General features: G+C 71.8%; 10 protein-coding genes. 3 read left to right on the plus strand and 7 right to left on the minus strand.

Features of this window, described 5'->3' with window-relative positions; all coding sequences use genetic code 11:
• Positions 1-18: 18 nt before the first annotated feature.
• Genes ADK65_RS00765 through ADK65_RS00775 form a run of 3 tightly spaced genes read right to left on the minus strand, consistent with a single transcriptional unit; the run spans position 19 to position 3,106 of the window.
• Positions 19-1,299: an ABC transporter substrate-binding protein gene (locus ADK65_RS00765; protein ID WP_053667784.1), complete on the minus strand. Its 1,281-nt coding sequence runs from the start codon at positions 1,297-1,299 to the stop codon at positions 19-21.
• On the minus strand, positions 1,299-2,132 hold the full coding sequence (locus tag ADK65_RS00770) for a carbohydrate ABC transporter permease (RefSeq protein WP_053667785.1): 834 nt from the start codon (positions 2,130-2,132) through the stop codon (positions 1,299-1,301). Before ADK65_RS00770 ends, ADK65_RS00765 begins: the two co-directional genes overlap by 1 nt.
• Positions 2,129-3,106, minus strand: a complete 978-nt coding sequence (locus ADK65_RS00775) for a carbohydrate ABC transporter permease (protein WP_420708934.1) — start codon at positions 3,104-3,106, stop codon at positions 2,129-2,131. Before ADK65_RS00775 ends, ADK65_RS00770 begins: the two co-directional genes overlap by 4 nt.
• Positions 3,107-3,266: 160 nt before the next feature.
• Here ADK65_RS00775 and ADK65_RS00780 point away from each other — a divergent pair, with 160 nt between their 5' ends.
• A complete protein-coding gene (locus ADK65_RS00780) occupies positions 3,267-4,130 on the plus strand; it encodes a phosphotransferase enzyme family protein (protein WP_053667786.1) in 864 nt (287 codons plus the stop codon).
• Positions 4,131-4,182: 52 nt separating this feature from the next.
• Here the strand turns inward: ADK65_RS00780 and ADK65_RS00785 are convergent, their stop codons facing one another.
• The 4 genes from ADK65_RS00785 to ADK65_RS00800 all read right to left on the minus strand — a co-directional run bounded on the left by ADK65_RS00785 (position 4,183) and on the right by ADK65_RS00800 (position 8,591).
• A complete protein-coding gene (locus tag ADK65_RS00785; RefSeq protein ID WP_053667787.1) occupies positions 4,183-4,905 on the minus strand; it encodes a 3'-5' exonuclease in 723 nt (240 codons plus the stop codon).
• Positions 4,906-5,036: 131 nt separating this feature from the next.
• Positions 5,037-6,308 carry an SAV2148 family HEPN domain-containing protein gene (locus tag ADK65_RS00790; protein WP_199825553.1) on the minus strand — a complete coding sequence of 424 codons (1,272 nt, stop codon included), beginning with the start codon at positions 6,306-6,308 and terminating at the stop codon, positions 5,037-5,039.
• Positions 6,309-6,380: 72 nt separating this feature from the next.
• On the minus strand, positions 6,381-7,706 hold the full coding sequence (locus ADK65_RS00795; protein WP_053667789.1) for a copper amine oxidase: 1,326 nt from the start codon (positions 7,704-7,706) through the stop codon (positions 6,381-6,383).
• Positions 7,707-7,763: 57 nt separating this feature from the next.
• Positions 7,764-8,591 (minus strand): Tat pathway signal sequence domain protein, encoded by an 828-nt coding sequence (locus ADK65_RS00800; RefSeq protein ID WP_053667790.1) that lies wholly within the window; start codon positions 8,589-8,591, stop codon positions 7,764-7,766.
• Positions 8,592-8,770: 179 nt separating this feature from the next.
• On the opposite strand from ADK65_RS00800, the gene glgX reads away from it, so the two are divergent.
• Both glgX and treY read left to right on the plus strand, forming a co-directional pair.
• Positions 8,771-10,921, plus strand: coding sequence for a glycogen debranching protein GlgX (glgX, locus tag ADK65_RS00805; RefSeq protein ID WP_053667791.1), 2,151 nt, complete (start codon positions 8,771-8,773; stop codon positions 10,919-10,921).
• Between the two features lie 108 nt (positions 10,922-11,029).
• Positions 11,030-13,399, plus strand: a complete 2,370-nt coding sequence (gene treY / locus ADK65_RS00810) for a malto-oligosyltrehalose synthase (RefSeq protein ID WP_053667792.1) — start codon at positions 11,030-11,032, stop codon at positions 13,397-13,399.
• The last annotated feature ends 8 nt before the right edge of the window (positions 13,400-13,407 follow it).

The raw sequence follows: 13,407 nt of genomic DNA on the forward strand, positions 1-13,407 counted from the left end.
GTGAACCGGGGTGGGGGATCAGCGCTGGTAGCGCGCCAGCACCAGGTTGCCGTCCTCCTCCAGCCGAACGCGCAGCTCACGCAGGCCGATCGCCCCGCTGTAGTACTCCTGGAAGGCGGGCGTGGCGACCTTGTCCTTCCACTCCGGGTAGCCGCGGACGGACTGGGCCGGTGCCGGTCTCAGGTGCTCGGCGAGGGCGGTGCCGGTGTCCCAGCCGTCCTTCGTCCGGTGCAGGGCGGGGTCCTTCAGGGCCTGCCCGCCGGTGGGCAGCATCCAGTCACCGAGGGCGAGACGGACCATGTTCGCCGGTCTGAGGAAGAAGTCGAGGAACTGCGCGGCCTCCTCCTTGTGCGGGCAGTCCTCGGCGATGGAGAGGGTTTGCGGGCTGACGCCCTGGGTGAGGCCACGGGCCCCCGCCGGAGCGGGCAGCACCTGCCAGGCGAAGCCCTTGGGGGCCTGCTGGGCGATCTGCTGGCGGTAGGAGAAGCCGAGCGGGACCATCGCGTACCGGCCCGCGAAGAAGCCGGGCAGCGTGTCGGAGCCACCGCTGCCCAGGGTCGTGCGAGAAGCACTGCGGTCGGTGTTCGCCTGGGCGTGAACCGTGCGCGGCACCACCTGGTCGGCCGCCTTGAACCGCACCGTCACCTTCCCGTCGGGTCCGCGGTGGAACAGCCGCCCGCCCGCCGACAGGGAGAGGTTGAGCGTGGCGGAGACGGGCTCCTTCAGCGGCCAGGCGACACCGTACTTCCCCCGCCCGCTGAGGCGTTCGCTGATGCGGCGGAACTCGGCCCAGCTCCACGGCTTCTGTGCCGTCGGGATCCGCACGCCGGACTTCCTGAGCCAGGTGGCGTTGGCGATCAGCACGCGCGGTTCCTGAAGGAACGGCACGCCGTAGACGCCGTCCCCGAAGGTCGTGGTCTCCCAGCTGCGTTGCGGGATGTCCGATGTCAGCCTCTCGGGCAGCAGGCCAGTGAGGTCCGCGAGGTAGCCGCCGTAGGCGAAGTCCGCGAGGTCGTCGGAGGCGTCGTGGATGATGTCGGGCGCCTCGCCGCCCTCGAAGGCGGTGAGGAGCTGGTCGTGGACGCTGTCCCAGGACCCCTGGACATACTCGACCCGGACGTCCGGGTGAGTGGCGTTCCACTCCTTCACCAGTTGCCTGTTGGCCGCGACGGACTCCTCCTGCCAGGCCAGGGACTGAAAGCGCAGGGTGATCCGGCCGTCGTCGCGGGTGCCGCCGGAGGAGCAGCCGGCGAGGAGCAGCAGCAGGGCCAGGACCAGGGCCGGCAGGCGTGTGCGCATCAGCTCTTCACCGCCCCGGAGAGCATGCCGCCCGTGATCCGCCACTGGATGAGGGCGAAGACGACCAGGGAGGGCAGGGTCGCGAGGAACGCGGCGGCCGCGAGCGGCCCGAGGTCGGCGACACCCTCGGCGCCGATGAAGTGGGTGAGGACCACGGGCAGGGTCTGTTTCTCCGGGCTCTTGAGGAGCACGAGTGCGAAGAAGAACTCGTTCCACGCGGTGATGAACGCGAACAGTGCGGTCGCCACGATGCCCGGCGCGAGCAGCGGGGCGGTCACCGACACCAGCGTCCGGACCCGGCCCGCCCCGTCGACGGCCGCGGCCTCCTCCAGTTCGGGCGGCACCGCCCGTACGTATCCGGCGAGCATCCACAGCGCGAAGGGCAGCGCCCACACCACGTACACCAGCACCAGCCCCGGCACCGAGTCGATCAGACGGAGGTTCTTCAGCACCAGGAACAGCGGGATGATCAGCAGGACGAACGGGAACGCCTGGCTGACCACCACCCAGCCCGTCACCGCCTTCGCGAGCCGGGAGCGGCGCCGGGCGACGGCGTAGGCCATCGGCGTCGCGATCAGCACGGCGATGACCGCCGCCGAGAGCGCGGCGAGCAGCGAGTTGAGGGCGGCCCGCAGCAGCGGCTGTTCGTCGAAGGCCTGCCGGAAGTTGTCCAGAGTGGGGTCCTCGGGGATCCACGTGGGGTGCAGACTGCCCAGCTCACGCGGTGGCTTGAACGCGGTGGAGACCAGCCAGAGGAACGGGAAGGCGAGGAAGACGAGGTAGGCGAGCAGCGCGGCGTACTGGCCGACGCGGGCCGGGCGGCCGGTCTTCACGCGTCGTCACCTCCCCTGAGACGGCCGGCGAGGAAGACGGCCAGGGCGATCGAGACGGCGGCCACCATCACGCAGCCCATCGCCGCCGCGTAGCCGAACTGGCCGTAGCGGAAGGCCTCTTCGTAGGCGAAGAGCATGGGCAGCCGGGTCCTGCCGCCGGGTCCGCCGCTGGTCAGCACGTAGACCAGGGCGAAGGAGTTGAAGTTCCAGATCAGGTTGAGGGCGGTGATCGCCAGGGCGATGGGCTTGAGGGCGGGCCAGGTGACCGTGCGGAAGCGTCGCCAGGCGCCCGCGCCGTCGACCGCCGCCGCCTCGTGCAGTTCGCGCGGGGTGTTCTGCAGCCCGGCGAGCAGCGCGACCGTGGTCTGGGGCATTCCCGCCCAGACGCCGACGACGATCACGGCGGGCAGCGCGGTCGCCAGTCCGCTGAGCCAGTCCCGGCCGCCGCCCAGCCCGAGGTCGCGCAGGGTCTCGTTGAGGATGCCCGCGTCCGGGTTGTAGACGAGCCGCCACATGATGCCGACGACGACCTCGGGCATGGCCCAGGGGATGATCGCCAGGGCGCGGGCGAACCAGCGCAGCCGCAGGTCCTGGTTGAGCAGCACGGCGAGGCCCAGCGCGAGCAGGAACTGCGGCACGGTCACGCCGGCCGCCCACACCAGCCCGACCCGGAACGACTCCCAGAACAGCGTGTCGTGCAGCAGGTCCCGGAAGTTGAGGGCGCCGATCCAGCGGGTGGGCTGAACGCGCCCCGACTGGGCGTCGGTGAAGGCCAGCAGGATGCCGTACAGCAGCGGACCGGCGCTGAGGACGAGGATCGGGATCAGGGCGGGCAGCACCAGGAACCAGGCGCCGTGGCCGAGGGCCTGCCCGCGCCGGTCCCCGCCGGTTCCGCGGCCGGTGCGCCGGCTCGACGACGAAAGCGGCGGGGGCTGCGGGGGCGAAGGGGATGCTGCCTCGGTCACCGGTGTCACGGAATCAGCCCCTTCGCACGGCTCGGCCGGCCTGGTCATGCTCGTGGAGGCCATATGCCTCGTCAAGGCACCGCGTACGCCGTCCTACCTGTGCCGATGCGACACTGACCGGTGGATGGCCGGAACCCGGTGGTCGAGGCGTGGACGACGGAGGCGGACGATGGACGAGGCACGGGCGCGGGACGTACTGGACGCGGCAGGGGTGCTGCCCGGTGCGGCCGGGTCGGCGCGGCTGCTCGCTCTGGGCGAGAACGCCGTGTTCGCCGCCGGAGATCTGGTCGTCAAGGTCGGCCGTGACGCCGAACTCCTCGACCGGGCGCGCCGCGAACTGGATGTCGCGGGGTGGCTCGCCGAGGCGGGTGTGCCGGCCGTGCGGGCGGCCGAGCCGAAGGCGCTGCTGGTCGAAGGGCATCCGGTGACGGTGTGGCACCGCCTGCCGGACGCGGTGCGGTCTGCCGAGCCGCAGGACTTGGCCGAACTGCTGCGGGTCGTGCACGCGCTCCCCCTTCCTCCCTTCGACCTCCCGCCGCGCGATCTGCTGGGCGGTGTGGAGCGGTGGCTGCGGCTCGCCGGGGACGCGATCGATCCCGCGGACGCGGAGTACTTGCGTGAGCGGCGCGACGGGTTCGCCGACCGGGCCGCCGCGCTCACACCGCATCTGCCGCCGGGGCCGATCCACGGGGACGCGCTGCCGCGCAATGTGCACGTGGGACCCGACGGGCCGGTGCTGGTGGATCTGGAGACGGTGTCGGCGGATCTGCGGGAGCACGACCTCGTGGTGATGGCTCTGTCCCACGACCGGTACGGGCTGCCGGACGAGGCGTACGCGTCGTTCACGCAGGCCTACGGCTGGGACGTCCGCGGCTGGGAGGGCTGCGGTGTGCTGCGCGGGGCCCGGGAGACGGCCAGTTGTGCGTGGGTGGCCCAGCATGCGCCGGGCAACCCCAAGGCGCTGGCCGAGTTCGAGCGGCGGGTGAGGTCCCTCAGGGACGGGGACGAGACGGTGCGGTGGTATCCGTTCTGACCGTCCGGCTCCCGGCCCCCGGCGCCTGCCTCCCTGCCGCCTGCCCGGCGCCTCAGACCGGCTCGTCCGCCAACTCGCGCAGCGGCCACGCCCCGTCGACGGAGGCGGTGGGGTCGCCCTTGCCGCGCAGGAAGCTCTGGAAGTCCGCCGCCCACTCGGCGTACCACTCGATCTGGCGGTGGTGCAGGGCCGCCGGGCCGAGGCCGGCGATCTTGGGGTGGCGGTCGGCTATCGCCCCGGCGAGGCGGGCCGCCGCCAGGGCGTCGGCCATGGCGTCGTGGGCGGCGTCGAGGACGACCCCGTACTCGGCGCAGACCGCTTCGAGATTGCGTTTGCCGCGGCGATAACGGTCGACCCGGCGGTCGATGGTGTACGGGTCGATGACCGGGGCCGGGTCCACGCCGCCCAGGCGGTCCCGCAGGGACGGCAGCCCGTGGCGCCGCAACTCCGCGGAAAGCAGGGTGAGGTCGAAGGCCGCGTTGTAGGCGACGACCGGTACGCCTGCCTTCCAGTAGGAGGTGAGGACGTCGGCGAGGGCGTCCGCCACCTGGTCGGCGGGTCTGCCCTCGGCCGACGCCCGCTCGCTGCTGATGCCGTGCACGGCCACCGCGTCCTCGGGGATCGGCACCCCCGGGTCGGCCAGCCACTCGCGGCGCCCGATCGGCTCGGCTCCCCTGACCTCGATCACGGCCCCTGTGACGATGCGCGCCTCGCGCGGATCCGTACCCGTCGTCTCCAGGTCGAAGCCGACCAGCAGCTCCCGGTGCCAGCCCATGGGCGGTCCCCCTTCGTGTGGTGCGTTCCCCCAGTGGTCCCCACCTTCGCATGCACCACTGACAATCAGAGGATCGCGTTCCGCTCATGCCCGGCGGCGGACCGGAGAACCACCCCGCACCGAAGCGCAGTTCATGACACCGGCCGCGAATCCGCCCACATCACCTCGAACTCCTCGCGGTACGTGGGAAAGAGGCCGCTTTCGTCCATCTCGCCCGACTTGACCACCTTGCTGCCGTTGCGCAGCACGAACACGGGTGCCTCCATGCCCCGGGTGCGGCGCAGATAGCTCTGCACGACCGCGATGCCGTCCGCCCCGTCGCCGTCCACCAGGTACGCGGTGAAGCGGGGCGTCTCGTCGAACACCTGGATCTCGAAGGCGCCCGGGTCGCGCAGCCGGGCACGGACCCGGCGCATGTGCAGGATGTTCATCTCGACGGCCCGGCTGAGTTCGCCGCGCTTGATGCCCAGTTCACGCTCGCGGCGCTTGACCGCGCTGGAGGCCGGGTTGAGGAACAGCAGCCTCACCCGGCAGCCGGACTCGGCCAGCCGCACCAGACGCCGGCCGGAGAAGTTCTGCACGAGCAGGTTGAGGCCGATGCCGATGGCGTCGAGGCGGCGGGCCCCGCCGAAGATGTCCTCGGCCGGGAACTGCCGCATCAGCCGCACCCGGTCCGGGTGGACGGCGACGACGTCGGCGTACCGGTCGCCGACCAGGTCCTCGACCGCGTCGATCGGCAGCCGGCGCGCCGAGGGCACGTCACCGCCCGCGCCCAGCATCTCCAGCAGCCGTGCCGAGGCCCGCTCGGCCTGGTTCAGCACGGCTTCGGACAGAGCCCGGTTGCGGGAGACGACGTTGCGGGTGACCTCCAGCTCGTCGAGGGCGAGTTCGACGTCCCGGCGGTCGTCGAAGTACGGCTCGAAGCACGGCCAGTGCTGCACCATCAGCTCGCGCAGCTGGGGCAGCGTGAGGAAGGACAGGACGTTGTCGTCGGCCGGGTCGAGCAGATAGCCCTTGCGGCGGCTGACCTCGCGGACGGCCACGGCGCGCTGCACCCATTCCTGGCCGGCCGGTCCGGCGGCGGCCACCACCCAGTCCTCGCCGTGGACGGGTTCGTAGACGGGCCGCAGCACGGCGGCGACGACCGCGCGCAGCCGCTGTTCGACGAGGTTCAGCCAGATGTAGGCCCGGCCGGCCCGCTGGGCGCGGGTGCGCACCTCGCGCCAGGCGTCGGCGTTCCAGTCCAGTTCCGGGCCGATCGAGCCCGTCGCGTCCATCGGCCGCGCCAGGGACACGGCTCCGGTCGGGACATCTGTGGAGTTCCCCTCGTGACCCTCGTCACCAGGGGGCAGCTCCAGCCCTCCCGAGCCCACCCGCGCACCGCCTTCCGCTCCCCCGAGCACTCCCCTTGTCAACGATCAAGGAAGGGTACTCCGGGAGCGGTCGGCGGTGCAGCCGGATGGGCAGGCTGATTCTCAACCCCGGGGCCGCCAGTGCCCGTTCTGCCAGCCGAGCTCGGCCGGAGTGAGCGGATTCATGGCGGTGACGTCGCGCGGGACGATGGAGAAGCCCTGCCAGTGGACGGGCATGGGCTGCTGGTCCTCGTCCCGGGCGATGTGATGGAAGCCGATGTTCGTCCAGACCACCGGGTGGGTCAGGGACTGCCCGTTCACCCACTTGTCGACGGACTTCCCGGCGCCCGCCCCGCAGTTGCCGGGATTGTTGCTGGCGAACAGTTCGCACTTGTTGTACTGCGTGACGTACACGTCGTGCTTGGTGTAGCTGCGGCCGGGGTACTTGGTGGTGGGTCCGGGGACGATCTCGTAGGAGCGCGCGTGTCCGTCCTTGTTCTTGCCGGTCGCGCTGACCACGCGCCACCAGCGGTAGCTCTTGCTGTCCCCGGCCAGTTCCTTGGTCACCTTGGTCCGGGTGGTCCTGGTGGTGGGGGCGCGCTGTCCCCGGGTGGGCGCGGTGACGGTGGAGTCGTACTGCTCGACGGTGTTCTTCGTGGAGCCGTCGAGCGCGAAGTCGAGCCGCCAGAAGGCGTTGTGGCTGTGGCTGGTGGCCTTGGCCGCGCTCGCGCCCTTGCCGATCGGCCAGCCGCGGCCGTCGCCGGCGTCGTAGTCGTCCCAGGACAGGCTGCCGGTGGCGCCGACGTTCATGGTGATCGTGCCGTCGTCCTGGAAGCGCCACTCGGTCATGTACTCGTACCAGCCGACCTGGTTCACCGTGTAGACGAGGAGGTCCTTGCCCTCGGCCTGGAAGACCTTGTTCGCGGTGTCGCCCTGCATGCGGTAGGCGTGGCCGCGGGAGCGGGTGGTGGTGCACAGGCCCTTGACGTTCGGGTCCTCGTTCCAGGAGTCCGGGACCTTGACGGTCTTGATGGTGCCGCCGGGGCACTCGCTCGGCGCGAGGTTCATCAGGCCCTGGGCGAAGTCGAAGCCGGTGAGGTCGTCGTACTCGACGTTGCCGTCGTCGTAGGGGACGTGGATCTGACCGAGCCGGGCACTGTTGAGGACCCTGATCGGTTTGGGTTCGCCCTTGGGCTGGTACGAGATCTTCTCCAGGACGAGCCCGGCCTTGCCGTCGTAGCGCCAGCACATCCGCCAGGTGGTGCCGGAGGAGAGCTTCTGCTCGACGCGGTAGGCGGCGCTGCAGTCGGCGGCGGGCGGCGCGGCGGGGGCGGCCTTCGGCTGGGCGGTGGCCGGTCCCGCGCCGGCCGTGGCGCCCGCGGCCAGCGCGGCCACGGTCAGGCCCACGGCCGCGCGGGTGCGGGCCTTGCTGTTGCTGTTCACGCGCATGACGAGATGACTCCCTGACGAGGAGGAGCGAGGTGGACGGTGAGTGAAGCGGGCGGGTCAGTGACCGAGCCGGGCGACCTTGCGGGCGCTCAGGTCGATCACCAGCGACCTGGCGTCGACCCACGGACCGTTCTTGATCTTCGGGAACAGCCGGACGCAGCGGTGCTCTCCGCACTTGTCGAGCACGGCGGGCTGGGCGCCCGGTGCGGCCCGGTAGACGGCTCCGCTGAGCTGGAGCTGGTCCGGGGAGGTGAGCGCCTTGCCGGTGGCGTCCCGGTAGTCGGCCTTCAGGCCCGCGCCGAGCGCGTCGGCGATCAGGAGGCCGGCCGCCTCGGCCTTCTCGGCGCGGCTCAGCGGCGGCTGGACACCGTGCTGGGTGCCGGTCGCCACGACCGTGCCGGTGCCGAGATCGACGGTCCGGGTGACGAGAGTGTCGTCCCCGTAGTCGTAGAACGTCACGTCGGCGCGCCGGGGCGCCTCCGGCCCGCCCGCGTCGTCGGAGTCGGGCTCGGCGAGGTCGACGCCGAGGCGCTCGGGACCCCGTTCCCCGTCGACGCTCTCGCTGCTGCTGAACAGCTGCCGGCTGAGGGCGATCTTCTCGGCCCGCTGCAGCTCGTCGTCGGTCAGCGGATCACGGCCCTCCCCTTTCCGCCCTTCGGAGGGGGCCGCCTCGACGACACCCGGCGCCACCGCCCGGCCGCCCGCCCCGGCGGCGCCCGCCCCCGCGGCCGCGGACTGCGGGACGGACCGCCCCGCCCGCGTGCCGCCCTCGTCCGCCCCCGCCGTGCCCGGCAGGGTCACCGCCACCATCACGGCGGTCCCGGCCACCGCGATGGCGGTACCGGCCACCACCTTGCCCAGGTGGCGGTGCACTATGTTGCGCACGTCTTCCCCCTACTCCCCCAAGCCCCGGGAGTATGTATGAGCCCCATTGGTTTGGCATACCGCGTATGCACTGGTCACTCGGTAAGAGGGAGATAAGTCATAGGAGGTTCCCTCACTTTCGGGGAGACTCGGGACCAAGGCGTCCCCACCGGCGCCGCACACCTGAAAGAGTCGTATCCATGCAGGTCTGGCCTGGCGAGGCGTATCCACTCGGTGCCACGTACGACGGCGCCGGTACCAATTTCGCGGTCTTCTCGGAGGCCGCGGACCGAGTAGAGCTGTGTCTGCTGCACGACGACGGCTCGGAGACGGCGATCGAGCTCCGCGAGAGCGACGCCTTCGTGCGGCACGCGTACGTTCCCGGCATCATGCCGGGGCAGCGGTACGGGTTCCGGGTGCACGGCCCGTACGCACCGGAGCGCGGGCTGCGCTGCAACAGCGCGAAACTGCTGCTCGACCCGTACGCGCGTGCGATCAGCGGTTCGATCGACTGGGGCGAGGAGGTCTACGGCTACCACTTCGACGATCCCGACCGGCGCAACGATCTCGACTCGGCGCCGCACACCATGACGTCGGTCGTGGTCAACCCCTACTTCGACTGGGGCGACGACCGGCGTCCGCGCACCGAGTACCACCACACGGTGATCTACGAGGCCCACGTCAAGGGCCTCACCATGCGCCACCCCGGTCTCCCGGAGGAGCTGCGCGGCACCTACGCGGCCCTCGCGCACCCGGCGATCATCGAGCACCTCACCGAGCTCGGGGTCACGGCCCTGGAGCTGATGCCCGTCCACCAGTTCGTGAACGACCACCGCCTGGTCGACATGGGCCTGAACAACTACTGGGGTTACAACACGATCGGTTTCTTCGCCCCGCACAACGCCTACGCCTCCTGGGGCGACCGGGGCCAGCAGGTGCTGGAGTTCAAGTCGGCGGTGAAGGCGCTGCACGAGGCCGGGATCGAGGTGATCCTCGACGTGGTCTACAACCACACCGCCGAGGGCAACCACCTGGGTCCGACCCTGTCCTTCAAGGGCCTGGACAACTCGCGCTACTACCGGCTGACGGACGACCCCCGCTACTACATGGACACGACAGGGACGGGGAACTCCCTGCTCATGCGGTCCCCGCACGTGCTCCAGCTGATCATGGACTCGCTGCGGTACTGGGTCACGGACATGCACGTCGACGGGTTCCGCTTCGACCTGGCGGCGACGCTGGCCCGGCAGTTCCACGAGGTGGACCGGCTGTCGTCGTTCTTCGACCTGGTGCAGCAGGACCCGGTGGTCTCGCAGGTGAAGCTGATCGCCGAGCCGTGGGACGTGGGCGAGGGCGGCTACCAGGTGGGCAATTTCCCGCCGCTGTGGACCGAGTGGAACGGCAAGTACCGGGACACCGTGCGCGACCTGTGGCGGGGTGAGCAGCGCACGCTCGCGGAGTTCGCCTCGCGGCTGACCGGCTCGTCCGACCTCTACCAGGACGACGGGCGCCGCCCGCTCGCTTCGATCAACTTCGTGACCTGCCACGACGGCTTCCCCCTGCACGACCTGGTGGCCTACAACGACAAGCACAACGAGGCCAACGGCGAGGACAACCGCGACGGCGAGAGCCACAACCGGTCCTGGAACTGCGGGGTCGAGGGCGAGACCGACGACCCGGACGTGCTGCGGCTGCGGGAGCGGCAGATGCGGAACTTCATCGCGACGCTGATGCTGTCCCAGGGCGTGCCCATGATCAGCCACGGCGACGAGTTCGCCCGCACCCAGGGCGGCAACAACAACGCCTACTGCCAGGACAACGAGATCTCCTGGGTCGAGTGGCCCGAGAACGACGAGCGCTCCGAGGGCGGCGAGGACGCCGAGGGCGGTGCGAGCACCGGGCTGCTGGCCTTCACCCGGGCGATGGTGTGGCTGCGGCGCAACCACCCGGTCTTCCGCCGGCGGCGCTTCTTCCACGGACGGCCCGTGGAGGGCACCCACGACGACCTGTCCGACATCGCCTGGTTCACCCCGGACGGCCGGGAGATGACCCAGCGGGACTGGGACTCGGCCCAGGCGTCGGCGCTGACGGTGTTCCTCAACGGCAACGCGATCTCCGAGCCCGGGGCGCGCGGGGAGCGCATCACCGACGACTCGTTCCTGCTGATGTTCAACGCCTCGCCCAAGCCGCTGGAGTTCGTGGTCCCGGTCAACCACGGGCGGCAGTGGGAGGTCGTGGTCGACACCGCCCTCGCGGACGGTGTGCCCTCGGACACCGGCGCCAAGGTGCAGGCCGGGGACCGGCTGGCCCTGACGGACCGGAGCATGACGGTGCTCCAGCGGCCCGTGTGACCACCCGGCGCGTGCGCGTCGTCCGGAATGCCACCCGTCCGGGCGACGCGCGGCGCACCTGGCGCGGGGGATGACACGAACGGCGGCAGGGCGGGTACGTAGGTCTCCATGACACCTGAGCGACTTGACCCGGTGGTGCCCACGGCCACGTACCGGCTGCAGCTGCAGCCCGAGTTCCCGTTCGGAGCAGCGGCGGCCGTCGTGCCGTACCTGGCCTCGCTCGGCGTCTCGCACCTGCACCTGTCCCCCGTCCTGGAGGCGGTGCCGGGCTCGACGCACGGCTACGACGTCGTCGACCACGCGCGCGTGCGTGAGGAACTGGGCGGCGAGGAGGGGCTGCGGGCGCTGGCGCGTACCGCGCGCGAGCACGGACTCGGCCTGGTGGTGGACATCGTCCCGAACCACATGGCCATGGCCCCCCGCCACAACCGGGCCCTGTGGGAGGTGCTGCGCGAGGGCCCGAAGTCGCCGTACGCGCGCTGGTTCGACATCGACTGGGAGGCGCAGGACGGCCAGGTGCTGCTGCCGGTCCTCGGCGGGCCACTGGGCGAGGTGCTCGGCGAACTGCGCGTCGACGGGGACGTGCTGCGCTACTACGACCACGTCCTGCCGCTGCGCGAGGGCACCGAGGACCTGCCCCTGCCGCATCTGCTGGACGCGCAGTGGTACCGGCCGGTGTGGTGGCGGCTGGCCCGGACCGAGCTCAACTACCGGCGGTTCTTCAGCATCTCGGAGCTCATCGGGGTGCGGGTGGAGGACCCGGAGGTGTTCGAGGCCACCCACGGCAAGATCCTCGGGCTGCTGCACGAGGGCGTGATCGACGGGCTGCGCATCGACCACCCCGACGGGCTCGCCGACCCCGACGGCTACCTCCGCAGGCTGCACGAGGCGACCGGGGGCCGCTGGACGGTCGTGGAGAAGATCCTCGCCGACGGCGAGCGGCTGCCCGCGTCCTGGCCCGTCGCGGGGACCACTGGCTACGACGCCCTGCGGCACGTGGACGGGGTGTTCACGGACCCCGCCGGGTTCGGGGACCTGCTGGGGCGGTACCGGCGTTTCGCGGCCCCGCAGACCGACCGGGGCGGGCAGTGGGATGCGACGGTGCGCAGGGCGGCGTACAAGGTCCTCACGCACGAGCTGGCGACGGAGACCGACCGGCTCACCCGGGTGGCGAGCCGGCTGTGCGCGACCTCGCCGGAGCCGGCCCTGCGCGACCGGGCCCCCTGGGCGCTGCGCACCGCGCTCCAGGAGCTGCTGGTCCGGATGGAGGTCTACCGGCCCTACGAGTCCTCCGACGCGGCGGCCGTGGTCACCGAGGAGGCCGCCGCCGACGCCCGGCACGCCTTCGCCGTGCCCGAGGAGGCCGGTGCCGTGGACGTGGTGCGGGACCTGGTGCTCGGGCGGTACGGCGACGAACCCGCCCAGCTGGAGTTCCGGACGCGGTTCGCGCAGACCTCCTCGGCGCTGCGGGCCAAGTCCGTGGAGGACACGGCGTTCTACCGGTACGTGCCGCTGCTGTCGGCGACCGAGGTGGGCGGGAACCCGGGTTCCCCCGCCCTGTCGCCGGAGGAGTTCCACGCGTACTGCGCGCGCGTGCAGCGTGACTGGCCCGTCACCGGGACGGTGGCCACGACGCACGACACCAAGCGCAGCGCGGACGTCCGGGCGGCGCTGCACGTGCTCACCGAATGCCCCGACCGCTTCGCGGACGTGCTCGCGGAGGTGACCCGCACCGGGGAGGGGGTGCCGGACGCGCAGCTCGCGTGGGCCGCCTGGCAGACGGTGTTCGGACTGGGACCGGCCCCACAGGCGCTGGAGCGGGTGCAGGGGGCACTGCTGAAACACGTGCGGGAGGCGGGCCTGCACACGAGCTGGACCGAGCAGGAGCCGCCGTACGAGGAGGCCGTGCGGGGTTTCGTTGCGGCCGGGCCGTGCGGGGCGCCGGGCGAGCGGGTCGCCGCGTTCCGGGAGTCGCTGGCGCCGTACATCCGGGCCAACGTGCTGGGCACGGCCCTGGTGCAGCTGACGATGCCGGGCGTCCCGGACGTCTACCAGGGCACGGAGGCCGAGTACCGGGCGCTGGTCGACCCGGACAACCGGCGGGCGGTGGACTTCCCGCCCGCGGAGTCCGGCGGCACGTCCGGGGAGAAGACGGCGGTGACGAAGGCGGCGCTGGGGCTGCGGGCCCGGCGGCCCGGCGCCTTCGGTGACACGGCGACATACATGGCGTTGCCGGCCGAGGGTCCGGCGGCCGCGCACTGCCTGGCCTTCGTCCGCTCCGGCGAGGTGCTGACGGCCGTGACCCGCCTGTCCCTGCGGCTCGCGGAGGCCGGCGGCTGGCGGGACACGCTGCTGCCGCTGCCGCCGGGCCGCTGGGCGGACGTGCTGGAGCCGGGGCGCGAGTTCACGGGGCACGCGCGCGTGGAAGAGCTGTTCGAGGGACTGCCGGTGGCGTTGCTGGAGAGGGTGGGCGACTGAGGTCAGGC

This window comes from Streptomyces sp. NRRL B-1140, assembly GCF_001280065.1.
In the GTDB taxonomy this organism is placed as follows: Bacteria; Actinomycetota; Actinomycetes; order Streptomycetales; family Streptomycetaceae; genus Streptomyces.